Annotated in this window: 23 protein-coding genes; 8 read left to right on the top strand and 15 right to left on the bottom strand. The window is 57.9% G+C overall.

The features are described from left to right. Nucleotides 1-74 precede the first annotated feature (74 nt). Nucleotides 75-455: an RNA-binding S4 domain-containing protein gene (locus tag VN577_17435; protein HWR16612.1), complete on the bottom strand. Its 381-nt coding sequence runs from the start codon at nucleotides 453-455 to the stop codon at nucleotides 75-77. Nucleotides 456-533: 78 nt separating this feature from the next. Here VN577_17435 and VN577_17430 point away from each other — a divergent pair, with 78 nt between their 5' ends. Both VN577_17430 and VN577_17425 read left to right on the top strand, forming a co-directional pair. After that, the gene (locus tag VN577_17430) at nucleotides 534-743 is read left to right on the top strand and encodes a hypothetical protein (GenBank protein HWR16611.1); all 210 of its coding nucleotides are present in this window, start codon (nucleotides 534-536) and stop codon (nucleotides 741-743) included. A gap of 229 nt (nucleotides 744-972) precedes the next feature. Next, nucleotides 973-2172: a DEAD/DEAH box helicase gene (locus VN577_17425; GenBank protein ID HWR16610.1), complete on the top strand. Its 1200-nt coding sequence runs from the start codon at nucleotides 973-975 to the stop codon at nucleotides 2170-2172. Nucleotides 2173-2235: 63 nt separating this feature from the next. On the opposite strand, the gene VN577_17420 is transcribed toward VN577_17425, so the two are convergent. The 4 genes from VN577_17420 to VN577_17405 are packed head-to-tail and all read right to left on the bottom strand — an operon-like array spanning nucleotide 2236 to nucleotide 5780. Further along, nucleotides 2236-2805, bottom strand: coding sequence for a BON domain-containing protein (locus tag VN577_17420; protein ID HWR16609.1), 570 nt, complete (start codon nucleotides 2803-2805; stop codon nucleotides 2236-2238). Continuing rightward, nucleotides 2802-3143, bottom strand: a complete 342-nt coding sequence (locus VN577_17415) for a GNAT family N-acetyltransferase (protein ID HWR16608.1) — start codon at nucleotides 3141-3143, stop codon at nucleotides 2802-2804. The genes VN577_17420 and VN577_17415 overlap by 4 nt, the downstream gene beginning before the upstream one ends. Nucleotides 3144-3200: 57 nt before the next feature. Next, nucleotides 3201-4751, bottom strand: a complete 1551-nt coding sequence (gene guaA, locus VN577_17410) for a glutamine-hydrolyzing GMP synthase (protein ID HWR16607.1) — start codon at nucleotides 4749-4751, stop codon at nucleotides 3201-3203. Nucleotides 4752-4754: 3 nt separating this feature from the next. After that, nucleotides 4755-5780, bottom strand: coding sequence for a hypothetical protein (locus tag VN577_17405; protein HWR16606.1), 1026 nt, complete (start codon nucleotides 5778-5780; stop codon nucleotides 4755-4757). A 180-nt stretch (nucleotides 5781-5960) separates the two neighbouring features. Here VN577_17405 and VN577_17400 point away from each other — a divergent pair, with 180 nt between their 5' ends. From VN577_17400 to VN577_17380, 5 genes are all read left to right on the top strand, one after another. Further along, on the top strand, nucleotides 5961-6410 hold the full coding sequence (locus VN577_17400; GenBank protein ID HWR16605.1) for a hypothetical protein: 450 nt from the start codon (nucleotides 5961-5963) through the stop codon (nucleotides 6408-6410). A 150-nt stretch (nucleotides 6411-6560) separates the two neighbouring features. After that, on the top strand, nucleotides 6561-10166 hold the full coding sequence (gene nifJ, locus VN577_17395; protein HWR16604.1) for a pyruvate:ferredoxin (flavodoxin) oxidoreductase: 3606 nt from the start codon (nucleotides 6561-6563) through the stop codon (nucleotides 10164-10166). Further along, entirely contained in the window at nucleotides 10163-11167 is a 1005-nt protein-coding gene (locus VN577_17390) for a dihydroorotate dehydrogenase-like protein (GenBank protein ID HWR16603.1), read from the top strand. The genes nifJ and VN577_17390 overlap by 4 nt, the downstream gene beginning before the upstream one ends. A gap of 101 nt (nucleotides 11168-11268) precedes the next feature. Next, complete coding sequence (locus VN577_17385) at nucleotides 11269-15918, top strand: DEAD/DEAH box helicase (GenBank protein HWR16602.1); 4650 nt, start codon at nucleotides 11269-11271, stop codon at nucleotides 15916-15918. Beyond that, entirely contained in the window at nucleotides 15919-16746 is an 828-nt protein-coding gene (locus VN577_17380; GenBank protein ID HWR16601.1) for a DNA-formamidopyrimidine glycosylase family protein, read from the top strand. 495 nt (nucleotides 16747-17241) lie between these two features. Here VN577_17380 and VN577_17375 read toward each other — a convergent pair whose 3' ends face one another. Together VN577_17375 and VN577_17370 are read right to left on the bottom strand one after the other, a co-directional pair. Beyond that, nucleotides 17242-17904 carry an alpha/beta family hydrolase gene (locus VN577_17375; protein HWR16600.1) on the bottom strand — a complete coding sequence of 221 codons (663 nt, stop codon included), beginning with the start codon at nucleotides 17902-17904 and terminating at the stop codon, nucleotides 17242-17244. A gap of 52 nt (nucleotides 17905-17956) precedes the next feature. After that, a complete protein-coding gene (locus tag VN577_17370; GenBank protein HWR16599.1) occupies nucleotides 17957-18379 on the bottom strand; it encodes a hypothetical protein in 423 nt (140 codons plus the stop codon). A 418-nt stretch (nucleotides 18380-18797) separates the two neighbouring features. On the opposite strand from VN577_17370, the gene VN577_17365 reads away from it, so the two are divergent. Continuing rightward, complete coding sequence (locus VN577_17365) at nucleotides 18798-19118, top strand: multidrug efflux SMR transporter (GenBank protein HWR16598.1); 321 nt, start codon at nucleotides 18798-18800, stop codon at nucleotides 19116-19118. 1 nt (nucleotide 19119) lies between these two features. Here the strand turns inward: VN577_17365 and VN577_17360 are convergent, their stop codons facing one another. The 8 genes from VN577_17360 to VN577_17325 form a co-directional block, all read right to left on the bottom strand. Next, entirely contained in the window at nucleotides 19120-20436 is a 1317-nt protein-coding gene (locus VN577_17360; GenBank protein ID HWR16597.1) for a DUF4147 domain-containing protein, read from the bottom strand. Continuing rightward, on the bottom strand, nucleotides 20433-21104 hold the full coding sequence (locus VN577_17355) for an alpha/beta fold hydrolase (protein ID HWR16596.1): 672 nt from the start codon (nucleotides 21102-21104) through the stop codon (nucleotides 20433-20435). The genes VN577_17360 and VN577_17355 overlap by 4 nt, the downstream gene beginning before the upstream one ends. A gap of 77 nt (nucleotides 21105-21181) precedes the next feature. Next, nucleotides 21182-21850, bottom strand: a complete 669-nt coding sequence (locus VN577_17350) for a PspA/IM30 family protein (protein HWR16595.1) — start codon at nucleotides 21848-21850, stop codon at nucleotides 21182-21184. Between the two features lie 31 nt (nucleotides 21851-21881). After that, nucleotides 21882-22046: a hypothetical protein gene (locus tag VN577_17345; protein ID HWR16594.1), complete on the bottom strand. Its 165-nt coding sequence runs from the start codon at nucleotides 22044-22046 to the stop codon at nucleotides 21882-21884. A gap of 63 nt (nucleotides 22047-22109) precedes the next feature. Then, the gene (locus tag VN577_17340; GenBank protein HWR16593.1) at nucleotides 22110-23576 is read right to left on the bottom strand and encodes an SPFH domain-containing protein; all 1467 of its coding nucleotides are present in this window, start codon (nucleotides 23574-23576) and stop codon (nucleotides 22110-22112) included. Between the two features lie 80 nt (nucleotides 23577-23656). Then, on the bottom strand, nucleotides 23657-24070 hold the full coding sequence (locus VN577_17335; GenBank protein ID HWR16592.1) for a DUF4019 domain-containing protein: 414 nt from the start codon (nucleotides 24068-24070) through the stop codon (nucleotides 23657-23659). Between the two features lie 11 nt (nucleotides 24071-24081). Further along, nucleotides 24082-24714, bottom strand: coding sequence for a hypothetical protein (locus VN577_17330; protein ID HWR16591.1), 633 nt, complete (start codon nucleotides 24712-24714; stop codon nucleotides 24082-24084). Further along, nucleotides 24711-25172, bottom strand: a complete 462-nt coding sequence (locus tag VN577_17325) for a helix-turn-helix transcriptional regulator (GenBank protein HWR16590.1) — start codon at nucleotides 25170-25172, stop codon at nucleotides 24711-24713. The genes VN577_17330 and VN577_17325 overlap by 4 nt, the downstream gene beginning before the upstream one ends. Between the last annotated feature and the right edge of the window lie 216 nt (nucleotides 25173-25388).

Raw genomic sequence — 25388 nt, 5'->3', positions numbered from 1 at the left:
GGCGTATCTCACTGATTCTATTGGGAGCTTGGGGGGAGGGGGCACGATAACCGATCGCAGATACAAGAGTCCGCCTACCTGCCGCTGCGGAACTGGATAATCCGTCGCCGGTCGCGCTTGCTCGGCCGAGTCGCCGGAGCCGGTTCAAATTGGCGGTTGAGCTTACGTTCCTCGACCACCTTCTGGCGAAGTTCACGGCTTTCGTCGGTCTCGCGGTAGAGCGCCTGTGCAACTGGGGCGGGGCCGCGTACCTCACTGAGGGCCAGTACCTCGACCTCAAAATCGCCGGAATCATTGGTGATCTTGAGCATATCGCCGGCGTGGACGTCGCGCGCTGGTTTTGCAGCAATGCCTTGGACTCGGATGCGGCCCAGTTCGCATGCCTTCTTTGCCATGGCACGGCTCTTGAAGAACCGGGCGGCCCAGAGCCAGATATCGATGCGGACGGAATCCATGCAGCTATGTTCGCACAAAGATTGAGGTTACAATGTAAGTAATGAGTCCAATACCGAGTTGTTACATCTAAGGAAATAATGGCAGGAAACTCACGACCTTCATTCACAAAACGACAGAAGGAACGCGCACGCCAGGAAAAACAGGCCGAAAAGGCCCAGAAGCGCCTCCAACGCAAGCAAGAGAAGGATCTAACCGGGGCCACAGAAGCCTCGGAACCCAACGTGCAGGAAGCAATGGAACTTGACGAATTCGGGCAGCCGAAAGGTCTCGACTTCCACGACTTCTGAGTTGTCGCTCTTTAGTAACGATGTGGGTTAAGGCCCACCTGCTATACTCTCATTAACGCTTTTGAACCACGGTTTGTTAGTGGTGCGGTCTTTAGTCCCGCCTATCTCTCCGTTACGTTTTCAGCGAAAAAGAGAATAAGAAAAGAAAATTTGAGACGGCATAGAACTATCTCGTGGATTGCTCCTGGATGCACTTCGCGAATGCCCTCCAGAGAAAGCAAATACACGAATGAAATTCACGGAAATGACTTTGTCCGCGGCACTTCAGCATCGTCTGAAAGCCGCCGGATTCGAAACTCCCACCCCTGTTCAAGAAGCCACGATTCCTAACGGACTCGCCGGCAAAGATATCGTAGCGACCGCGCAGACCGGAACCGGCAAGACTCTTGCCTTCCTGGTGCCGACGCTCGAAAAGCTCCTCGCCACGCCGACGACCAGGCGCCCTCAGGTGCTGGTGCTTGTGCCTACTCGCGAACTTGCGATGCAGGTACACGCCGTGTACGAACAGCTTCGCGGCAAACTCCCGCAGGCTGCATTGGTCATCGGCGGGCTGAGCGAGAACCGCCAGATCCAGTCGTTGCGCTCCGGCGCACGACTCGTCGTTGCGACGCCCGGACGTCTGGAAGACTTGCTCTCGCGCAAGTTGGTTGACCTTCGCCAGATCGATACCCTCGTTCTCGATGAAGCCGACCGCATGCTCGACATGGGCTTCCTGCCGGCCATCAAGCGCATCATCGCCGCTACTCCGGCGACGCGCCAGACGCTGTGCTTCTCGGCAACCATGCCGCCCGCTATTTCGGCGATCGTCGCCGACTATATGCGTACCCCGGTTCGCGTGAGCCTTGGCTCAACGCTGAAGCCCGCTGCGACCGTGGAACTGCACGCCTTCGAGGTCTCGCAGGCGAATAAGCTCGAGGCACTTCGCCAGCTTCTCTACGCCGAGCGCGGCTCGACGCTGGTCTTCGCGAAAACCAAGCGCGGAACCGAGCGCCTCGCCAAGAACCTCATTCGCGACGGATTCTCCGCCACGATGATTCACGGCGATCGCACGCAGGCCCAACGTACCCGCGCCTTGGCCGATTTCGTGGATGGTAAATCGAAGATTCTCGTGGCGACCGACGTTGCTGCCCGCGGACTCGATGTTCCCGAAGTCGCACACGTTATTAACTACGACCTGCCCCAGGTAGCGGAAGATTTCATTCATCGCGTCGGCCGCACCGGTCGCGCCGGAATGAAAGGCCGCGCCTCCACGCTCGTCTCCGCAGCCGAAAATATCGAACTGCGTCACATTGAGCGCACCATGAAATTGAGAATCGAGAGAAAAGACATCCAGGACCTCGACTCCGCTCCAGCATCTCGCGTTATGCGCGACACCAACACACTCCGCAGCCGGACTCTCTCCGCGCTGCCGGGCGAAGTCTTTGCGTAAACCAGCGCTCTGACAAAAACGGGGAGCCAACCAGCTCCCCGTTTTTCATTGCCGGATTGACACCTATTTCTGCTGATCGGAAGGAACTACTCTAAGATTGTTTTCAACCTTGAACGTGCCTGGAACTCCCTTGGCGCGAATTCCGGCAATGTCCTTGTCCGCTTGCTTATCCACCACGCCTTCGAGCGTAACGTTTCCGTTCTTCACAATAATGTGAATCGGCGGAACGGCGCCCCACGCGTAGCGGCTCAGCGAAGTATCTCCGTAAATCGCGTTGTACAGAGCGCGACGGATTCGGTCGTCACTCGGCGAGTTCGGCAACACTTCAATATTGTTCACAACCTTATCGACGCCTTCCACGTCTTTCACGACGTTTTGCGCGTCCGATTTCAGCGTCGGTCGCGAAACCTGTCCCGAAAGCGTGACCGTGTTCCCCTGCACCTGGTATTGCAGGTTGTCAAAGACGCTGTAGTAAGGCAGCATCACCAGTTCGTGATGGACCTCGCGTTGGATTCTCTCCTGCCCCGAGGTACCGCCAAGTTTGGTGCGCTCACCCTGTTTTGCGTCGGATTGAGCAGCCAGCGGTAGCGCCAGGCATACCGCAAGACAAAACACAACGAGTCGTTTCATCATGCAGCCATTCCTCCTTCTGTTTGTTTCCTCTGATGAGCCTCAATGGCCCTGCGGTGCTCAGAATCGACGATATTCAGGTACTTTGGATTCCGCTTCAAAAATGTCACGACGAATTCGCATTCCGGTATAACCGGCGTTGCTGCACCCTGAGCATACTCCAACGCGGCCCTGGCCAGCGCCGACCCGATTCCCATGTTCCACGCTTTCCTTGGAACTTTGGTATGCGTCAGCGCGATGCTGTTCCCACGCTGTTCGTAGTCGAGTGTAGCCAGCTCGCCGTTGACGTCCGTCTCAAACCTGCTCTGTTGCGGATTGTGTCTGACTGTAACTGTCCCCATATGAATATTGGGATGCAAAAAGCTCCAGCCGCAGCCGGGGCCAGAAACGCCAATTCGCTACTCCCACTCGATGGTGCCTGGCGGCTTCGAGGTGATGTCGTACACGACACGGTTAATACCACGGATCTCGTTGACAATCCGGCTGGAAATGGTCTTCAGGACCTCATGCGGCAGTGGCACCCAATCGGCGGTCATGCCGTCTTCGGAGTGCACGGCACGTATGGCGCACGTGTACGCGTACGTGCGCTGGTCGCCCATGACGCCTACTGACATCACCGGCAGCAGCACGGCGAACGATTGCCAGATCCGGTTGTATAAACCCGCGTTCTTGATCTCGGTTACGACAATGTCATCTGCCTGTTGGAGCAGCTCCACGCGCTCCGGCGTGACTTCGCCCAGGATGCGAACCGCGAGTCCGGGTCCGGGAAAAGGCTGCCGTTGCAGGATGTCTTCGGGCATGCCAAGGTCGCGGCCGATGCGCCGGACTTCATCTTTAAACAGGTCCTTGAGGGGTTCGATGAGCTTCAACTTCATCTTTTCCGGAAGCCCACCGACGTTATGGTGCGACTTGATGGTCTGCGACGGGCCACGGACGCTGACGGATTCGATCACGTCGGGGTAAAGCGTTCCCTGTACCAGCCATTGGACGTGGCCTTGCTCCCGTTCGATACGGTGCGCTTCTTCGTCGAAGACGTTAATGAACTCGTTGCCAATGATCTTTCGTTTCTTTTCCGGATCGCTGACGCCCGCCAGCTTCGACAGAAATCTTTCCGAAGCGTCTGCCGCAATCAGGTGCAATCCGAGCTTGTCACGGAGGTTCGTCTGAACCTTCTGGAATTCGTCCTTGCGCAGTACACCGTTGTTGACGAACACGCAGGTCAACCGGTCGCCAATGGCCTTATGGACCAGCACCGCGGCGACCGAAGAATCCACCCCGCCCGACAAGGCACAGATCGCCCGGCCATCGCCGACTTGCTTGCGGACGTTCTCGACTGTCTCAAGGATGAACTGCGCCGGAGTCCAATTCGGCAAAGCCCCGCAAATATCGAAGACGAAGTTCCGTAGCAACTCCTTCCCCATCGGCGTGTGATGGACTTCCGGATGAAACTGCACGGCCCACATCTGCTTCTCCGGATTCTCGATCGCGGCCAGGGCATTGGAAGTGCGCGCCACCTCATGAAAGCCGGGCGGAAGTTGTTCCGCCTCATCGCCGTGCGACATCCAGACCTGCAAATCCGGAGGCAATCCCTTGAACAGCCGCGATTCACCCGCGACATGCACCTCGGCGTGCCCATACTCACGCTTGGACGCCGGACGCACCTTTCCGCCCAGCTTGAACGTCATTAACTGCATGCCATAGCAGACGCCCAGGACAGGTTTCGCCAGCGATAGGACGCGATCATCCATCGGCGGTGCGTCCTTGTCGTACACCGACGACGGACCACCCGACAGGATGATGCCGACAGGCTTATAGGCTAGGACCTCATCCAGCTTGGCGTAACAGGGGAGAACAACGGAAAAGACGTTCAACTCGCGGATACGGCGAGCAATGAGCTGCGTGTATTGCGAGCCGAAGTCCAGGACAACGATGGATTGGATGGCTTCCACAGTTCAATGTATCAGAGGTGCTTGGCTTTCATCTATCGGCTCGTGGCCTTCCACTTCCGGCGGCGAAACCGGAGGAGCAGGAGGCGAACTGAGAGGCTCCGAGCGCTCCTGTTCCGGGATCCATTCGCCCGGCACCACTGGCGGAACGAAGCCCATTCCCGCCTCGGCAGGTACTTCCCGTTCGGGTTCCGTCAACCCGATATAGACAGCCAACCGCCACACGTAGAGTGCGTCTGAAATAGCAAAATATCCAAGGGTAAAGAGGACAATGAGTAGCAATGGGCCACGGCGATATCCTTGGGCCAATGCGCCGAATGCGAATAACGAAACGAAGCTGACCCCAATCACCATCGCGGTGCGCATCAAAGCGAAGAGGATTCCAACTCCGGCGATGCCTCGCGTGTAATACAAATCGTTCGCACTTGCGAACGAGGCTTTCAGGCCCGCGCCGTCCTTCGACGAAAACAGCGCGGCAGCCGAAAGGAACCAATTCCCAACTGACCCTATCGCCGTCAGCACTACGAGCACGAGCGTCATCAGAACGAAATTGACTCCGACCTGCTCCGGGTCAAACGTCTCAGAAATGATCGCCCCCGCACCGAAAAACGCCAACAAACTGGCGACGGCCAAAAGAACACGGAACGCATGGATCAGAATGACTGCTCGCCAATTGGTTTTTCCATCCTGGTCCAGCAGCGGGCGCACGGTGCCCACGCGTCCAACCGATGCCAATGCAATCCAGAGAATCGCGAGCGCGGGAATGAGGATCGGGCCCATCCGCTCAATGCCCGACACCACCGCCTGCATCACTCGAACTGAAATAGCAATCCAGGTGAATGGCTCCAGCGACTTCATCAACTGATACTCAGTCTGGCTGATCTCAATGCTGGAGAAGTATTCACGAAAGCTGACAAACAGTAGGACAAACGCCGTGGCTCCGAACGTCCAACGCCAGATGATCTCGGCGAGAATGACGCCGGGGGCTCTCATCAGGACACGCCAGCCGTCGCGCATGGGAGTTCGGGCCATGTTCACGCAAGGATATCAAGTTGCCGTTTGCGCGTAGCTAATAGTTTCAGGTAATCCTTCGCACCCCATGCGACGTTCGCGCCCGCATTCAAGGTGGACCCCCGGTAATGCACCTTCTCTTCGGTTATCACTGACAACTTCTACTTACCGGACTAGGCTTCCTGATTCAGGGGAAAGCTTATGCGCTCATTGCAGGCATTGGCCTCTGTTGCACTGGTACTTCTTCTCTCCTGCGGCGGCAGCGGACTGCCCGATTCAAGGCAAGTCACCGTAACGATCACACCAAGCACAGCTACCATCAGCGCCGGTGCAACGGTTTCCCTACAGGGAAACGCGACTGGGTTCACGTCTTCGCCAATCGTGCTATGGGGCATCCAGGAGTCGAGTTCACATACGCCTGTTTCGGCTTGCGGAAAACTCGCAGATCAGACTCCACCATTTCCTGAATGCACCTTTGGCTATGTCGTATTTGCCTCCGTGTCAGAGTTCCCCAGCACCGGCGTTTACCACGCTCCCAACACGCCGGGAACATACCATGTCGTATTCACAGCAACGCAGGTTTCCACCTATGAGAACCTGCAAAAGAGCGCAACGGCAACGATTACCGTAACCGCCAACCAAGGTCCATAAGTCTCAGGTATCGAGGCACTTATGTGTCCGGAAAACCCGCTGCCAGCGCCTGATCCTTCTACATACGCCAATGTTCATACGTCACAGCACCCTTGTTCGTCGCAGGCGAATAATGTGACGAACGCCTTCATAAAGGACAGATAACCAGCAATGTCTAGAGCAAAAGTTACGATTGATGGTAACGAGGCAGCCGCGTATGTCGCTCATAAGGTCAATGAGGTCATCGCGATCTACCCCATTACGCCCTCATCTCCGATGGGAGAGTGGTCGGACCAGTGGTCGTCCGAGGGCAAACCCAACATCTGGGGAACGATTCCCCTCGTCATCGAGATGCAGAGCGAAGCGGGCGCCGCGGGTGCACTGCATGGCGCTCTGCAGGGCGGCTCGCTAGCCACCACGTTTACCTCCGCACAGGGCCTGCTGCTGATGATCCCCAACATGTACAAGATTGCCGGCGAACTCACGCCGACCGTCATGCATGTGGCTGCTCGCTCCGTTGCCGCACAGGCACTGTCCATCTTCGGCGACCACCAGGACGTTATGGCTGTCCGCCAGACCGGATGGGCCATGGTGGCCTCCAACTCGGTTCAGGAAGTGATGGACTTCGCGCTGATTGCTCAGACGGCATCGCTGGAATCGCGCATCCCGTTCGTTCACTTCTTTGACGGGTTCCGCACGTCGCACGAAGTTGCCAAAGTGGAGCAACTTACGATCGAAGACCTCAACGCGATGATCAGCGACGAACTCGTGCGCCAACACCGTGCGCGGTCGCTCTCGCCGGATCGTCCTGTCCTTCGCGGAACCGCCCAGAACCCCGACGTTTACTTCCAGGCGCGCGAGACCGTCAACCCGTACTACCTCGCCGTTCCCACGATCGTGCAGAACGCGATGGACAAGTTCGCGAAGCTCACCGGCCGCCAGTACAAACTGTTTGATTACGTCGGCGCCGCCGACGCAGAACGCGTGATCGTGATCATGGGGTCCGGCGCCGAAGTGGCGCAGGAAGCGGTCGAGTACCTGGTGAAGAAGGGCGAGAAGATCGGCCTGCTGAAAGTTCACCTGTATCGTCCGTTCTCGGTTGAGCACTTCATTAACGCTCTGCCGAAGACGACCAAAGCCATCGCCGTTCTGGATCGCACGAAGGAACCCGGCGCAACCGGCGAACCGCTTTACCAGGACATCATCACCGCCCTTGCGGAAGCCAATCCGTTCCCGGTGTTCCCGAAGGTCATCGGCGGACGTTACGGCCTGTCCTCGAAGGAATTCACGCCCGCCATGGTGAAGTCGGTGTTCGACGAACTTTCCAAGTCCAAACCGAAGAATCACTTCACCGTCGGCATTCATGACGACGTCACGCACAGCAGCCTCGACTTCGACATGGCCTTCTCTACCGAAGATGCGAAGACGGTTCGCGCCATGTTCTACGGACTTGGTGCAGACGGCACTGTGGGCGCCAACAAGAACTCCATCAAGATCATCGGCGAAGACACCGACAACTTCGCGCAAGGCTACTTCGTATACGACTCGAAGAAGTCCGGCTCGCTGACCACGTCGCACCTTCGCTTCGGACCCAGCCCAATCCACTCCAGCTACCTCATCACTCGCGCAAACTTCGTGGCCTGCCACCAGTTCACGTTCCTGGAGAAGATCGACGTCCTCAAAGGCGCGGAACTTGGCGCTACCTTCCTGCTGAACAGCCCGTTCGGGCCGAACGAGGTTTGGGAACATCTGCCTCGCGCCGTCCAGCAGACGATCATCGACAAAAAGCTGAAGTTCTACGTGATCGATGGCTACGAAGTAGCGAAGAACACCGGCATGGGTGGGCGTATCAACACCATCATGCAGACCTGCTTCTTCGCGATCAGCGGCGTTCTTCCCCGTCAGGAAGCGATCGACGCCATCAAGAAGTCGATCAAGAAGACCTACGGCAAGCGCGGTGAAGCCGTTGTCCAGAAGAACTTCGCTGCCGTCGACAGCACGCTGGCGAACCTGTTCGAAGTAAAGGTCCCCGCCGCCGCAACCAGCAAGTTCGATGTGAAGCCTCCGGTTCCGACGCAGGCTCCGGCGTTCGTGCAGGACGTGATCGCCCCGATCATCAAAGGCGACGGCGACTTGCTACCCGTCAGCAAGCTGCCCATCGACGGCACTTTCCCGGTCGGCACGGCTCAGTGGGAGAAGCGCAACATCGCACTTGAAGTTCCTGAGTGGGACGAAGCTCTGTGCATCCAGTGCGGCAAATGCGTTCTGGTCTGCCCGCACGCTGTGATCCGCGCCAAGTTGTATGAATCGGACAAACTGAAGAATGCGCCGGAAGGTTTCAAGTCCGCTCCGGCCCGTTGGCAGAACTTCAAGGAAATGAAGTACACGCTGCAAGTGGCTCCGGAAGATTGCACCGGTTGCGCCATCTGCATTGAAGCCTGCCCGGCGAAGTCGAAGACGGAAGTAAAGCACAAGGCCATCAACATGGTGCCGCAGATCCCGGTCCGCGAGCGCGAGGCGAAAAATTGGGACTTCTTCCTTTCGCTGCCGGAGATGGATCGCACCGCTCTCAGCATGGGTCAGGTGAAAGACGTTCAGTTGCTCGAGCCTCTGTTCGAGTTCAGCGGCGCCTGCTCCGGTTGCGGCGAGACCCCGTACATCAAGCTGATGACGCAGTTGTTCGGTGATCGCGCTGTGGTCGCCAACGCGACCGGCTGCTCCTCGATCTACGGCGGCAACCTGCCGACGACGCCTTACACCTCGAATAATGACGGTCGCGGCATCGCATGGTCGAATTCGTTGTTCGAAGACAACGCCGAATTCGGACTGGGTATTCGCCTGTCCATCGACAAGCAAACCGAATACGCGCGAGAGCTGGTCGCAAAACTCGCGTCCCAGATCGGCGGTAATCTGGCGGATGCGCTTCTGAAAGCAGATCAGTCGGATGAGAAGGGCATCCAGGAACAGCGCGCTCGCGTTGCCGAACTGAGGTCGAAACTCGTCAGTATCAATACCGAAGATGCCAAGGCGCTTCTCTCGCTGGTCGACGTGCTGGTGAAGAAGTCGGTCTGGATCGTCGGTGGCGACGGCTGGGCGTATGACATCGGTTACGGCGGACTCGATCACGTGCTCGCCTCCGGCCGGAACGTGAACATCCTCGTGCTGGACACCGAGGTCTACTCGAACACCGGTGGTCAGATGTCGAAGTCCACTCCGCGTGGTGCAGTCGCCAAGTTTGCAGCCGGCGGCAAGCCGCGTCCGAAGAAGGACCTCGCCCTCATCGCCACTGCTTACAACTGTTACGTCGCACGAGTCGCGTTCGGCTCCAGCGACATGCAGACACTGAAAGCGTTCCAGGAAGCTGAAGCGTTCGATGGGCCGTCGCTGATCATCGCGTACAGCCACTGCATTGCGCATGGATACGACCTGGTCCACGGACTCGACCAGCAGAAGCTGGCCGTTCAGTCCGGTCACTGGCCGATGTTCCGTTACAACCCGGCGCTTGCAGCACAGGGCAAAAACCCGTTCGTCCTCGACTCGAAGGCGCCGACGATCCCGTTGGAGAAGTACATCTACAACGAGACGCGGTACTCGATGCTTAAGCACAGCAATCCGGAAGTCGCACAGGAACTGCTGAAAGAAGCGCAGCAGGACGTGAATGATCGCTGGAAGCAGTACGAAAAACTTGCCAGCAATCCAACGAACGGAGACACGCCCTCGACGAAAGAAACTGACAAGGCAGAATCCGCAGCAGCCGTGAAAGGAGCGGGACAATGATTGATCTTTCCACCAAGTATCTTGGCCTGAAATTGAAGAACCCGGTGGTGGCTTCGTCGTCGCCGCTCACCAAGGACCTCGACAATATTCGCCGCCTTGAAGATGCGGGAGCATCCGCCATCGTGATGCACTCGCTCTTCGAGGAACAGTTGAACATCGAGAGTGAAGAACTCGACCGCCACCTATCCACGGCGGAAGAAGTCGGAGCCGAAGCGCTCGGAATGTATCCCGACCTGCATAACTACAACATCGGACCCGATGCGTATCTTGAAAGCATCATGAAGGCCAAAGCTGCCGTTCAAGTGCCCGTTATCGGTAGCTTGAACGGTGTCTCCACTGGTGGCTGGACTCGCTATGCCAGGCTGATCCAGGACGCCGGTGCGGATGCGCTGGAACTGAATATCTATTACCTGCCCACCGATCCCACGCTCACGGCTGAAGTCGTGGAAAGACAGTATTGCGACCTCGTCCGTGAAGTGAAGAAGACGGTCGGCATCCCGATCGCCGTGAAGGTCTCGCCGTTCTTCAGTGCCATGGCCAATATGGCTCTGAAACTCGATCAGGCGGGAGCGGATGCACTCGTCATGTTCAACCGTTTCTATCAGCCTGACTACGATCTCAGCGAACTGGAAGTGGTTCCCAGCCTGCAACTGAGCCGCTCGAACGAACTGCGGCTCCGCTTGCACTGGGTGGCCATCCTGTTCGGCAAGATCAAGGCTGACATGGCGATCACCGGCGGCGTTCACACCGCTGAAGACGTAATCAAGTCCATGATGGCCGGCGCGCGCGTTGCGATGACCACCTCTGCCCTGCTGCAGAACGGCATCGACTACCTGCGCTTCGTGATCAGCGAAACCAGGGAGTGGCTTGAGACGCACGAGTATGAGTCGATCGAGCAGATGCAGGGCAGCATGAGCCAGAAGTCGGTTCCGCATCCTTCCACGTACGAACGCGCCAATTACGTAAAGGTGCTGAGCAGCTACGCTCTGACGATGCGCTAAACATTGTCTGTGTCACCCCAAGGGGGACGGTTCCGCCGTCCCTCTTTTCTTTTGCTTTTTCTTCGTTCCCTCCGCATCCAAATCTCTTTAGACTTTCCACGATGGCCAAACGGACTTCAGGGCCGCTCGAAGCGTTTCACCCCGCCGTTCAGGATTGGTTCAACGCAGTTTTCACTGCGCCGACCAAGCCGCAGGTCGCGGGTTGGCCAGCCATTGCCAAGGGTGATTCCACGCTGATTCTCGCCCCGACAGGGACCGGAAAGACACTCGCCGCGTTTCTCTGGGCGATCAACCGCCTGATGTTCTCGCCCATCCCTGAACCGGAAAAGCGCTGTCGGATTCTCTACCTGTCACCGATTAAGGCGCTTGCCGTGGACGTGGAGCGCAACCTCCGCGCACCGCTGGTCGGAATCGCCCAGTCCGCACGAAAGCTCGGAGCAGAGTTCCACGAGCCGACAATCGCGATTCGGACGGGCGACACTCCGACGGCGGAACGCGCCAGATTCACACGCCATCCTACGGACATCCTGATCACAACGCCGGAATCGCTCTACCTTTTGCTGACGTCGAATGCACGCAATGTCCTGACTTCCGTAGAGACGATCATCGTTGACGAAATCCACGCGATGGTTCCGACCAAGCGCGGGTCGCATCTGGCACTGTCGCTGGAACGGCTGGAGCATCTCTGCGGAAGGACGCTTCAGCGCATCGGCCTTTCAGCGACGCAGCGCCCGCTGGAGGAAGTTGCGCATTTCCTCGGGGGAGCTGAGCCAAGATCATCCACATGGACGCAGGTGTCCTCAAGTCTGAAAAGCGAAACTCCGGAAGAGGCTCTGGCTGAGTTCGAATCGGTTGGTGCCGAAGTGGCTTTTCGTCCGGTCACCATCGTTGATGCCGGCGAAAAGAAGCGCCTCGAGCTACGCATCGAAGTTCCCATCGAAGACATGGCGCGCGTGGACGAGATCGAGCCACTGCCGAGCGGTCCGGCCTCGCAGGGGCCTGTTCGTCCGTCGATCTGGAGTGCGATTCATCCGAAGCTACTGGAGTTGGTTAAGGCGCACACTTCAACGTTGATCTTCGTCAACAGTCGTCGGCTTGCCGAACGCATTTCCGGCGCTATCAACGAACTCGCCGGCGAAGTGCTGGTTCGCGCCCATCACGGCAGCGTCGCGCTTCCACAGCGGAAAGACATCGAAGATCGCCTGAAGCTCGGAACGATCAAAGGACTGGTTGCGACTTCATCGCTGGAACTCGGCATCGATATGGGCGCGGTTGATCTGGTGATCCAGATCGAAGCTCCACCTTCAGTCGCAAGCGGCATGCAGCGCATCGGACGCGCGAGTCACCACGTTGGAGCAGTCAGCAACGGCGTGATATTTCCGAAGTATCGGGCCGATCTTCTGGCCAGCGCTGCCGTAACTTCTGCCATGTACAACGGTGAAGTCGAGGCCGTTCACTATCCTCGAAACCCGCTCGACGTTCTTGCCCAGCAGATCGTTGCGATGGTCTCGATGGACGAATGGTCCGTTGAGGACCTCTTCTCGCGAATCCGCTGTGCTGCTCCATTCGCGGCGCTTACGCGGTCGGTATTTGAAGGCGTGCTCGACATGCTCGCCGGAAGGTATCCGTCGGACGAGTTCGCCGAACTGCGCCCGCGGATTACCTGGGATCGTGTCTCAAACAAGCTCACGCCGCGTGAAGGTGCGAAACGCATTGCAGTCGTAAACGGTGGAACGATTCCCGATCGCGGATTGTTCGGAGTCTTTCTCGCGGGACAAGCCAAAGGGGCTCGCGTCGGCGAACTCGACGAAGAGATGGTGTTCGAGAGCCGAACCGGAGACACGATCATTCTCGGCGCAAGCACCTGGCGAATCGAGGAGATCTCACACGATCGCGTCGTAGTTTCACCAGCTCCGGGCGAACCTGGCAAGATGCCGTTCTGGCATGGCGATTCGGCAGGACGTCCAGCAGAGTTCGGCGCGACGATCGGCAAGATGACGCGCCAGTTGCTGGCGATGCCTCGCGCGACTGCGTACACCAAACTGCTGGAGGAACACAGCCTTGATCAGTTCGCGGCCGAGAATCTGCTGCGCTATCTCGACGATCAGGTCGCAGCAACGCAACGTGTTCCTAATGACGAGGACATCATCATCGAGCGCTGCCGCGACGAACTGGGCGATTGGCGCATCTGCGTGCTTACGCCGTTCGGCAGCCGCGTTCATGCGCCTTGGTGCATGGCAGCAATGGCCAGGCTGCGCGATGAGCGCGGACTCGAGGCCGAATCGATGTGGTCCGATGATGGCTTCGTGATTCGACTTCCCGAGACAGACGAGCCTGTCGATTCCGAGTACCTGCTGCCAACGGTGGCTGAGTTCCGCGATCTGGTCTTGCGTCAACTGGGCTCGACTTCCCTTTTCGCGGCCCGCTTTCGCGAGGCTGCGGGACGAGCGTTGCTTCTGCCGAAACGCAAACCCGGTTCGCGCGCGCCGTTGTGGCAGCAGCGAAAGCGTGCGTCGGACTTGCTTGCCGTAGCGTCGCGTTACTCGACGTTTCCGATCCTGCTGGAAACTTACCGCGAATGTGTACGGGAAACGTTCGATCTTCCGGCGGCAACTTCGGTGTTGCGCAAGATTCACTCCGGGCAGATTCGCGTCACGACAGTGACATCCGAAAAGCCATCGCCATTCGCATCGTCGCTGTTGTTCTCCTACATCGCCAACTACATCTATGACGGCGATGCGCCTTTGGCGGAACGCCGCGCGCAGGCGCTTGCGATAGACCAGTCGCAATTGCAGGAACTGCTCGGCGATACGGATCTCCGCGAACTGCTCGATGCGTCAGCATTGGACGAAGTGGAAGCGCAGCTTCAGGCACTCGAACCGGATTACCAGGCAAAGCATGCCGATGCGGTTCACGACTTGCTGTTGCGGCTCGGCGATTTATCTCCTGAAGAGATCGCAGCTCGGTCGGTTTCGCCGGAAGTTGCCGAATCAGTGAACCAACTGCACGCGACTCGCCGCGTTATTAACGTGCTCATTGCGGGAGAGCGTCGCTTCATTGCCGTAGAAGATGCGTCGCGGTATCGCGATGCGCTCGGAATTCCGCTTCCGCCAGGTTTGGCCGAAATCTGGCTGCGATCGTCGGCTGATCCGTTGCTCGAACTGGTCCGACGTTACGCGAGAACACATGGTCCGTTTACGACGAATGACGCAGCTCAACGTTTTGGGATCGATCCGCGAGTGGTCGAGCCAATTCTGCGCGCTTTGCATGGACAAGGGCGCTTGCTGGAAGGCGAGTTTCGTCCAACGGGAAGTCATCGCGAGTGGTGCGATCCGGAAGTGCTGCGGCTGGTTCGGCGTCGGACATTGGCGCGACTGCGGAAGGAAGTTGAACCTGTCGAACAACGCGTCTTCTCGCGACTTGTCACACGTTGGCAAGGCGTGCTGAAGCCGCGTCGCGGATTGGATGCGTTGCTGGATGCAATCGAACTGCTCCAAGGCGCGGCGATTCCGGTTTCCGAACTGGAACGGGAGATTTTGCCGTCGCGAGTTCACGGCTATCAGCCATCGGATTTAGATACGCTAGTTGCAGCGGGCGAAGTGGTTTGGGTCGGTGTCGAGCGAGTTGGTGAGCGCGACGGTCGAGTTGCGCTGTATCTCGCGCAGAACCTGCCACTTTTGCTTCCGCCGACTTCGCCCGACAAGTCGCAGCTCTCTGAGCGCGCGCAGAAGATCCTCGAAGTGCTCGAGAGTGAAGGTGCGTTGTTCTTTCCGGCATTGCACGTAGCTTCAGGCGGAGGATTCCCGAACGACACGATGGATGCAGTTTGGGAACTCGTTTGGTCAGGTTGGATCACGAACGACACGATGCATGCGATCCGCGGATTTCTGCGACCAGCGGATGATCGCAGATCGCGTGCGACCGCTGCGGATGGAAGACCAGGATCGCCAGAATTCCTGCGACGATTCCGCTCGCGTACGCAAGCTGGAACGCCTTCTCAAGGCCGCTGGTCGCTGATCAGCGCGCGGCGAAGTACGAGCGTGAACGCGACGGAATGGAGCGCGAACATCGCTCAACAGTTGCTCACGCGATATGGAATCGTGATGCGCGAAACTGCGGTAGCCGAAAACATTCCGGGTGGTTATGCGACAGTTTATCCGGCGCTGCGCACGATGGAAGAGAGCGGATGGATTCGTCGAGGGATGTTCATTGCTGCGATGGGCGCTGCGCAATTCGCGCAAACAGCAGCGATCGACATGTTGCGTTCTCTGCGCACGATTCCCGAAACTCCGGAAGCAGTTCATCTCGCGGCTTCCGATCCGGCGAATGTGTATGGATCGTTTTTGCCATGGCCGAAATTGAGCGAGGATGAAAGTCACGGAATGGCGCGAGCGAGCGGCGCGAGCGTGGTGCTGATCGATGGAATACTTGCGGCGTTTTTGCGGCGGCGAAATCCAAGCATTCGCGTTTTCCTGCCGGAAGACGAACCTGACCGATCGCAATATGCGAGAGCACTTGCACGACAACTGGCCGAAGTTGCAGTGCGACGACAGAGCCGCAAACAAGGCTTGTTGATCGGCGAGATCAACAATGCGCCTGCGCGTGAACATTTTCTGGCGCGCTTTCTTGAAGAGAGCGGATTCGTTGATACAGCGCTCGGTTTCCAAATGCGTCGTACGAACATCATCGAAAAATTGAAGGACGACGCAGCTGAAGACGAGGAAGACGCCGATTCCGTGGAGACAGCGTAGGTGCCCGAAGGCGATACCATCTTCCGCGCCGCGCGGACTCTGAACAAGGCGCTGGCCGGCAAAGTCGTCACCCGCTTCGAAACGGTTCTGCCTCACCTTGAGCGGGTTCACGTTGACGCTCCCGTTACTGGACGGGTCGTCGAATCCGTCACGTCGCATGGCAAGTGGATCACCATGCAATTCTCGGGGGACCTGATTCTGCTCACTCACATGCTGATGAGCGGAAGCTGGCACATCTATCGTCCGGGGGAACGCTGGCACCGGCGGCACGACGATATGCGCATCGTTATTGCCACGGAGTCGATCGAGGCCATCGCTTTCAATGTTCCGATCGCCGAGTTTCACACGACGGCGAGTCTCGCTCGACGGCCAGGTTTCAACCGCCTTGGCCAGGACGTGCTCGCGGCCGAGTTCGACGAACAGGTGGCATCACAGCAACTTCGGAGCGCACCAGACCTCGAAGTCGGCGAGGCGCTGTTACGGCAGTCTTTGCTGGCGGGTATCGGCAACGTTTTCAAATCTGAGATTGCGTTTGCGTGCGGCGTGAATCCATTCCGGACGGTCGCGACGCTTAAGCCGGAGGAGGCGACGTGGCTGGTGCGAACCGCTCGAAAGTACCTTCTGGCAAATGTCAGCGATACCTCGAACGACAAGATCGTTACCTACACCGGGTTCCGTCGAACCACCGGGCGTGCTAACGAAGAAGAGCGCCTGTGGGTGTATGGCCGTGCCGGACAGCCGTGCCGCAAGTGCGGAACGCCAGTACGTCGGTTAAAACAAGGTCCGGACGCACGGGTGACGTTCTGGTGCCCGAGCTGCCAGCGGTGAGTATCGAGAGCACGAAACTGTCGCAAACTGGACCCCCTCCCCCCTCCCCCCTGTTTTGCGTTCCTATAAGAAAACAAAGCAGTTACGCGAGCGTGGAATTCTCTGTATATGAAAACAAAGGGCTTGTAAATTCTTTGGAATCAATAGGATACGTTCTGTATATGAAAACAAAGGAGTTGAATCAATCAGTCGTTAGTTGTTAGTCGTTGGTCGTTAGCAAACAAACACGAAAGGTGGTGAGACGGAAACTTCGTCTTCACCACCTACATTTTTAGGATAGCAACTTGGGCGGGGGCAACATGCCAGCTTTTGCAGATTTATATTTGCCGTTAAATCAGCAACTTACGTAAAAACGAAAGCGTTGACCCCCTTGACATCACTTTTGAGTGGTTGGGCCGAAATGGGAAAGACAGAAATCCACCACAGAGACACAGAGACTTGAGTGAGGAAGAACTCGGGTCGTCTGTGTTTTCAAAATATCGTGCAGGCGCGCAACTAGATGCTTTCGAACTGGTGGAATCTATCAACGATTTGTGCGGGCAGTTGCGTTGAGTTCTTCTTTGAGAGCAAGGAATGGCCTGCGCCTTCGATGGTCATCAGTTCGGTTCGTGACGAAATAAGGCTGATTGCATTCGATAATTCCTCGACTGTGGCGAATTCGTCGCGTGAACCGCTGATGAAGAGCACCGGGATCTGCAAGTTGGGAAAATGTTCCGTTCGCAATTTTGCCGGCTGCTTCGGCGGATGCAGCGGATAGGAGAGCAGCAGAAGTCCGTCGGCGAGGTTGGGATCGGCGGCCGCTGCAATAGAAGACTGCCTTCCCCCGTACGAATGTCCACCGAGATAAACACGTCCGGCAAGTTGCTGCTTAACGGCTTCGACGGCGCGGCGAATCCCTAACTGGTCGCGTTCGGCACTTCCCCGCTGCGGCGGACCATACGGGCGGAGCTGCCGAAACGGAAGGTTGAAGCGAAGAGCCGCAATACCAGCATTTGAGAAAGCCGTGGCGAGCGCCACAGGGAGAGGGGATTCGCAATTCGCTCCGGCACCGTGGGTGAGGAGCAGCGCTTCGCTGGGCTCGCCGTCGGGCAGGTGCAGCGTTCCGCGCAGGAGCGGCTCTCCTGAAGACCATTCGATCGGAAAATCTTTCACAGTCATGCAGGTGACATCTTCCTTCACAGTTGCGTCAGTTCACAAGTGGAAGGCGCGATCAGCGGGAGGCGGTACGGCGATGGAGTTCCATCGGCAGGTCGCGCAGGCGGTGGACCGGGCGGACGAGCCCGGAGAGTTCCGTGATGTATACGTCGATCAGTTCCGGCCGGGAGAATGAACGCTGGTCTGGTGAATCCACCGATATCGACACAGTTACAGCGCCACGATTCGCCAGGAAAGCATCAGCCTGGACGCACTGGCGAAAGGGGCCCTGCCGTTTATCGGGACAATCGATGCGCTGCCAGTTGATGGCGGCGCCTTCTGTTTCGTAACGCAAGAAGTAGTCGAGCGAAACATCCGGGAGGGTTCGGTCGATGGCAGAAACTCGCAGGGTACGCACGTATTCGACGACCGGCTTGTCGGACTTGCTTTGTGCCCAGAGCGGCACTGTCAGAAGGAAGATGAGAAGAACGCGCCGCATGATTTATTAGACACCGGGGTGAACCCGGTGGAGGCACACTTGGCGAGAGAATCTGAACGGCGAGCAGAATTTTTCATCATGTCGAAACATGTGAACGGTAGTGTTGGCATCGACATGTGATCTCCGTTGCCTTCCAAAGGGTTTGCGACAGCCCTCCAGACCGCATTTCCGGGCTGTCCTTTTTCGTTCTGGATTGCCTTTGTTTTCATGGATTTACCGTCCGCAACGAAGCACACTTGCCGAGCATCTATATAGGTGGGAGGAATGTATGACTCCGACCAACACAACCCGGCTCTTTCTGCTCCAGATGCAGTCCCCGCCTGACTATTAGCGTTCCCGGCTGAAGCAATCCTTGAACTTTTCGCGGTGAATTGTCGCACTCGTGTGTATTGGTGCGGCCTCAGCAAAAGGAGGTCGTATGGCCTGGGTCTTTCTATGCCTTGCAATCATTCTTGACGTAACAGGAACTGTATTTCTGAAAATTTCGGATGGATTGTCACGATTGGTGCCAACCGTGATGATGTTGCTGTGTTATGGCGTGTCGTTTATACCGCTGGCGCTGGCGGCGAGGGAGTTGCCGGTGAGCCTGGCCTATGCGGTTTGGTCGGCGCTGGGCACCGCGCTGGTGTTCGCAATCGGCATGCTGTGGTTCCACGAGCCGGCGAACACGATGAAGGTTTCCGGCATTGCCCTGATCATCGTTGGGATTGTGGTGCTGAACCTGGCGTCGCGTGTTTGAGTTAATAAGCGAGCAGGATGCGAATGTCGCGGACGTTGTTTCCGGTGGGGCCAGTGACGATGGCATCGCCTAATTCCGTGAGCAAGGGGGTTGCGTTAAACGTGCGGACCGCCGATGAAAGCTTGTCGGCTGATGCGCGCGACGTGGTGGTGCCATCGACGACTGCCCCTGCTGCGTCGCTGTTTCCGTCGATACCGTCGGTGCCGGCGCTGAGCACGGTCATGTTTTCGCCAGCGATCTTCTCGGCGCAGTAAAGCGCAAACTGCTGGTTGCGTCCGCCCTTGCCTGATGTGTCCGTGACCTTGACGGTGACTTCTCCGGCAGAGACAACACACACCTTTGAGGCGCCTGCACGGAGCTTGCGCACTTTCGCGAGCAGATAGTCGGCGGCTTTCTGGTAATCCCAGTCGTCGCAGGTGTTGTCTATTTCCACGGCAAAGCCTTGTGTTGCGGCGAACGCGGCTGCGCTTTTCGCGGCGATGTTGCTGGAGAGTATCGGCCACCAGCGGGAACGAACGAAGGCGGCATCGGTGGACTTGGGAGTTTCCTGCAGGAGCTTTTGCTCGAACACCACCCTGACCGCGGGCGGAAGTTGCGGGAGCAATCGGTACTTCTCGACGATCTGGTAACACTGGGTGACGGTGCTTCGGTCGGGCATGGTGGGGCCCGAGGCGAGCGAATCCAACTGGTCGTCGGGGACGTCGGAGATCATGATCGAGACTTGCTGTGCGGCTCCGGCGGCGAGAGCAAGACGTCCTCCCTTGACCGCGGAGAGATGCTTGCGAATGGCGTTGATCTCGCTGATGGGAGCGCCGCAGTTCACCAGCGCACTGTAGGTGGCGGCGAGGTCGGCCAGGGAGATCTGCGTAAATAGCGGCTTTTCGACGATGGCGGAACCGCCTCCGCTGAGCAGGTAGATGACGAGAGACGATTGGTCGAGCGTTTCGAGCACGCTCTGAATGGCGGTCGCGGCGCGAACGGAATCTTCGTTCGGAACCGGGTGGCCGCCGCGAAAGTAAACGAACTGAGCGAGGTGCTCAGGAGGATTCACGGAACTGGCAATGAATCCTGCGACGCGGGAGCCGAGTTGCTTCACCAGCGCTTCCGCCATGGTGTGCGCGGCCTTGCCGATGGAGATGGCCAGCAGGCGGGTAAAGGAATCGAGGTTGTAGAGATCGTCGCCGATACGAAGGATACCGCGGTCGTAGGCGACGTGATGTTCGAAAGCGGCGTCGACGCTGATCTCGTTGAGCGTGTCGGTGAAGATCTGACGGGCGACGTCGCGCATTTGGGTTGCGACTTTTTCGTCCACGCTCATGCGGTTTTTAACTCCGGCAGAACGTTTTCGCGAATCCATTGCTCGATGGTGTGACGCATGACAGGAAGCTGCCCTTCGAAGAAGTGCCCTGCGTTGGGAACGATCACGAGTTTCTTCGGCGGCGCGGCGTTGTGCTCGACTCGTTGAAGCTCGGAGACGGGGCCGTAAGGGTCGGAGTCGCCGCTGACGAATAGCTTGGGCTTGGGGCAGTCCGCGAGGAACTTGTAAGCATAAACGCGGCCTTCGGCAGCGACGGGTGTTCCCAGTGAGATGAGGAACTTCACGTCGGGATCGGGACAGCAGGCGCGCATACCCGTAGAGGCACCGAAGGAAAATCCGGCGAAGACGATGGGCCGATTGAACTTGGATGTGAGCCAGTGAAGGGCGGCGCGAACGTCGTCAATTTCGCCGCGGCCGTGGGCGTGTTCGCCCTCGCTGAGACCGGCACCGCGAAAGTTGAAGCGGAGTACCGGGAATCCGAAGGAATTAAGCGCCTTGGCCGCGTGATACACAACCTTGTTGTGCATGGTGCCGCCATAGAGCGGGTGGGGATGGCACACCAGCGCGGCATATTTCGCATCGGGCGAGCCGGCGTTGAGGAGAGCTTCAAGCCGGCCAGCGGGCCCTTCGATGAAGAAGGAGTTAATGCTTGCGTTTGGTTCCGCCATCTTGAGCAACATGCTACAAGATGGATGCGAAAAAAAGAAAAGAGGCCCTAGACAGAGCCTCTTTTCCCGCATCGTGATTACGCAGACAACATTTTTCGCGCCTTGATTTCGGCGAGCAGCTTGTCGATCTGTTCGTCCTTTTCCATCTGGGCGAACTTGCGCTCGATTTCGCCGCTGCCCTCGACTTCCGCCTTGGCCTGGTTGATGGCCTCTTCGCGCATGACCTTGTTCTTCATGCGATCGAAGGTGGCGGTCTTGTCGCGAGAATCGGCGGCGGAACTGGCGTCGGCAGCACGGCCCACGGCCTTCGAACGACGGTGCTGCGCGATCAGCAACTCGGACTTCGATTCGGCTTCAGCGATCTTCTGCTCAAGCTTGCTGAGGGCTTCGCGAAGAAGGTCGACCTGAACTTTCTGATCGGCGATTTGCTCGTCGAAGTTCGTGGCCATCAGCTTGAACGAGAGAGCACGTTCGAGGGCGGCCCGGGCGAGCGCGTCGTCTTTCTTGCCAACGGCGAGATCCGCTTTGCGCATCCATTCGGATTCCTTGTCGAGGTTCTCCTTCTTTTTCTTCTCGAGCAAGTGAAGGTCGGCGATGGCAATGGCCACCTGCGTCTTCACCTGCATGAACTGATTCTGCATATCAAGGATGACCTGTTTGATCATCTTTTCGGGATTCTCGGCCCGATCAACGAGGTCGTTTAAATTGGCACGAACCAGCGTGGTTACACGTTCCAATAAAGCCATCGCTCAACTCCTTTCTACGATTGCGATCTTGCTACTGCTGCTTGGAAACTCTTTGCGCGGCTGCCATGAACAGGATCCCAAAGGCCATGCCAGCAGCCAACCAGACGGCGACTGAGCCGGCTGCGACGCCGAGAGCGGCACCTAATCCCACTCCGGCCGCAAGCCCCAACCCGATCCCAGTGAACTTCCGCTTCATCTCACTCCTCTTTCGGTGAAGTTCCCATCCTCGCCGAAATGCCGACGAGGATGGGAGCCATGGTTACTGGCTGCTCGATGCAGCCTTTGCTTCTTCGTTCTGCGCGGCATCGAGGGCCGGCTTGGGCGATTTGTCACCAATGGTGCGGACCTTCGAGAGCAAGTCGTGCACGTTCATGCCGGACAGGGCCTCGAACAGTGCCGGGACTTGGGCCGCCATCTGCGCGATGTCGCCGGTGATCTTGTTCACGCCCGCGGAGTTGCCGTTGCCGGTGGAGACCACGGTGATACGATCCACCTGGCTTAACGGAGCCGACAGAGCACGCACGACCTCGGGCAAGCCGGTAATCAGCTTGTCGATGACGGCGGCCTGGTTGTACTCCTGGTACGCTTCGGCCTTCACGTTCATCGCCTTCGCTTCCGCCTCGCCCTTGGCAAAGATGATGTTGGCTTCGGCTTCACCCTGTTTCTGGATGGAAGCGGCGTGGCCCTCAGCTTCGAAGAGCAAGCGCTGTTTCTCGGCCTGGGCGAGCGTCTCGATGCGCTGGCGCTCGATCTCCGCCTGCTTCAGCACGGTGGCGATGAGTTCCTTTTCGCGGCGAGCGATTTCGGCGTCCTGCACCTTCACCTGTTCGAGCTTCTCGACCTGTATGACCTTCACCTGCTCGGCAACGACCTGCTGCTGCATGACGTTGGTCTGGATCTCGTAAGCCTTGTCGGCCTGTGCCTGCTGACGCTTGGTGATCTCCAGGTACTGAGCTTTCTTGACTTCGAGGTCGCGCGTGGCTTCCGCCTGTTTAGCCTGGGAGGCGGTTTCAGCCTGAACGCGTTCCTGGTCGGCCTGCGCCTTCGCGACGGCGGCTTCGCGCTGTGCGAGCGCCCGCTTGATGGCGGTGTCGCGCTCGGCTTCGGCGGCGGCCACGTCAGCGTCGCGCTTGATGCGAGCAACGTCAGGGCGTCCCATGTTCGCGATGTACTCATTCTTGTCGCGGACTTCCTTGATGGTGAACGAGATCACTTCCAGTCCCATCTTGCTCATGTCTTCCGCGCAGGTGGAACGCATGCGATCGCTTACCATTTCGGGCTGCTTCACGATTTCTTCGACCGTGAGCTGGCCGATGATGCCACGCAGGTGGCCTTCCATCACAAGGCGGATCAGGCCTTCGCGCTGCGGCGGCGTTTTGGTGAGGAACTGCTCGGCAGCGGTGAGGATCGACTCGTCATCGGACTTGACCTTGATCTGCGCCACGGCTTCCACCGTTACGGCGACGCCCTGCTTGGTGTAAAGGTCCTGCTGCGGCGCTACGTCGAAGGACATCAATTCGAGCGAAAGCTCGTGGCAGTTTTCGAGCATGGGAATCACCAGCGTACCGTGGCCTTTGCGGATTCTCGTCCTGCGGAACCCGAACACGATCAGAGCTTCATTCGGACCCACCTTCCGATACAAGCGCGCAAACACACCGAAGATAAGAAAGAACGCCAGGACGATCAGGCCACTGATAATCCAGACATCCATAGGTATGGAATTCATATGCCTCCTTGTTAAGACGGTGATTGACCGTCACTGCACTGCAAAGCGCCACGGGCGTGCCGTGGCGCCGTCCCCAAACTTCAGCGAATGAAATACCCCGAAACGCGCCACTGCCCATCTTTGTCGAGCATGGGAGTGATGGTCTCGACGGCCGACTTCTTGTTCTCGAACGACGTTTCGTACTGGATCACCACATACTTGCCGTCGGGAGCACCAGGCAGCTCGGTCGTGAACTGCGCCGACTTCAGCTTGCGTGAAACCAGCTTGCCCAAAGGACCGCGGGCGGTGGTGACGGCCTTCTTCCATTGCTCCTTGGTGATTGCGTTCTTGAAGATCGAAGCCGCTTCGTCCCAGCTGCCGTCGTAACTGCCGCTGTCGACCATCGCGAGCCAGCTCTCGGCTGACTTCTGCGCGGCCTGGGTTTGCTTGTCTTGCGCTGCAAGCACTGCGGTTAAGGCGATCACTACCAAAACGATTGTTACTGCCCTTTTCATGGTCTCTCCTCTCAAGACTGCTTGCTGTCCGCGCCCGAGCCGTTGGCGTATTCCTCTTCCAATTCTTCCCACGGCTTCACGTAAGCGACGCCACGGTCATATCTAGTGACCACTACCTCGGTTCCCTTGGAGATGGCGCTGCCGTCGTCGGTCCGCGCGGCGCAACTGTGGCGCGTGCCACCCTGGACGTAAGTGAGCTCCCCTGTTCCGCCCTGGAAGACGGAACTGGTGATTCGCCCCAGCACTCCGACCATGTCGCCGTCGTCCGCGATGTAGTCCGCTTCGTTGCGCAGGAACACACGGCTGATTACGAAGAAGACGATCGCGGCTCCGACCAGCCCTCCGAAGAACGCCACTCCGAGCGCGGACAAGGCGTAGAGGTTCGAGTGCCTCACCAGCAGGTATCCAATTCCCCCGAACCATGCAAGGAATGTGGTCAGCGTGCCGAAGTTGATGGCAGGCAAACCGCCAGCATCTCCAGCTCCTATTCCGTGGCCGGAGTCCACGTGACCGAAATCGAAATTCGGCAAATGGATGTGGAACGGCAGGTGGATGTGCAGGTGCAGGTCGCCCAAGATAAACGCCAACACGCTCAGCAACAGTCCAACGACGAAACAGATCAGGTAAAAATCAGCCCACGTCATATCGCTTCACCTGCCTTTGCGGCGGCCTTCTCCGGCTTGAGCACTTCCATCAGCCGGTCCACCAGTTCTGGCGTTTCCAAAATGGCGGCCATCAGGACCACGCACTTGCGGGAATCGCCATGCTTCGCGAGTTGCAGAAGGGCGTGGCAAATTTCCGGGTCGCGACGGAAGCGCTCGGCGCCGCTGATAAGCCACAAGTCCAAAGTGTCTTCCAGCACTCGAACAGGAGAAACCAGTTCGGTGTGGTAGCCCTCGGGGTCGTCGACCAAGTAGCCCGGATGCACCTTGAAGAACCTGGCAAGGAGCATGCGGGACTCATTGGTCAAATGCGGACGGGCTCCGCTTTCGATCTGGGAGAGGTAACCCTGGCTGAGAGAACGGCCGGTCTCTTTCTTCAGGGCCTCGCCCAGTTCCTTCTGGGTCATCTCCCGTTCGAGGCCGCGTAGGGTGCCTTCCATGAGCCGCAAGTACCGTAGTTTTTCGCCTAGCTTCATAAATTACGGATTGCAATACTAGTATTGCAATATGTAATACGTCAAGAACTCTATTTCCAATGGAATGTTGAAGATGCAATTTTGGGAATGGCACCCGAGCTGCAACTGGGGAGTTACGGAAGTGGAGAATGCCCCGAAATCTCAGTCCAGCAGTCTGGACAAAATCAAAAGAGAGTAACT

The organism is Terriglobales bacterium (assembly GCA_035561515.1).
Classification (GTDB): domain Bacteria; phylum Acidobacteriota; class Terriglobia; order Terriglobales; family Acidobacteriaceae; genus DATMXP01.
The sequence above is the reverse complement of the archived record's forward strand: the minus strand, read 5'-3'. Positions and strand labels throughout refer to the sequence as shown.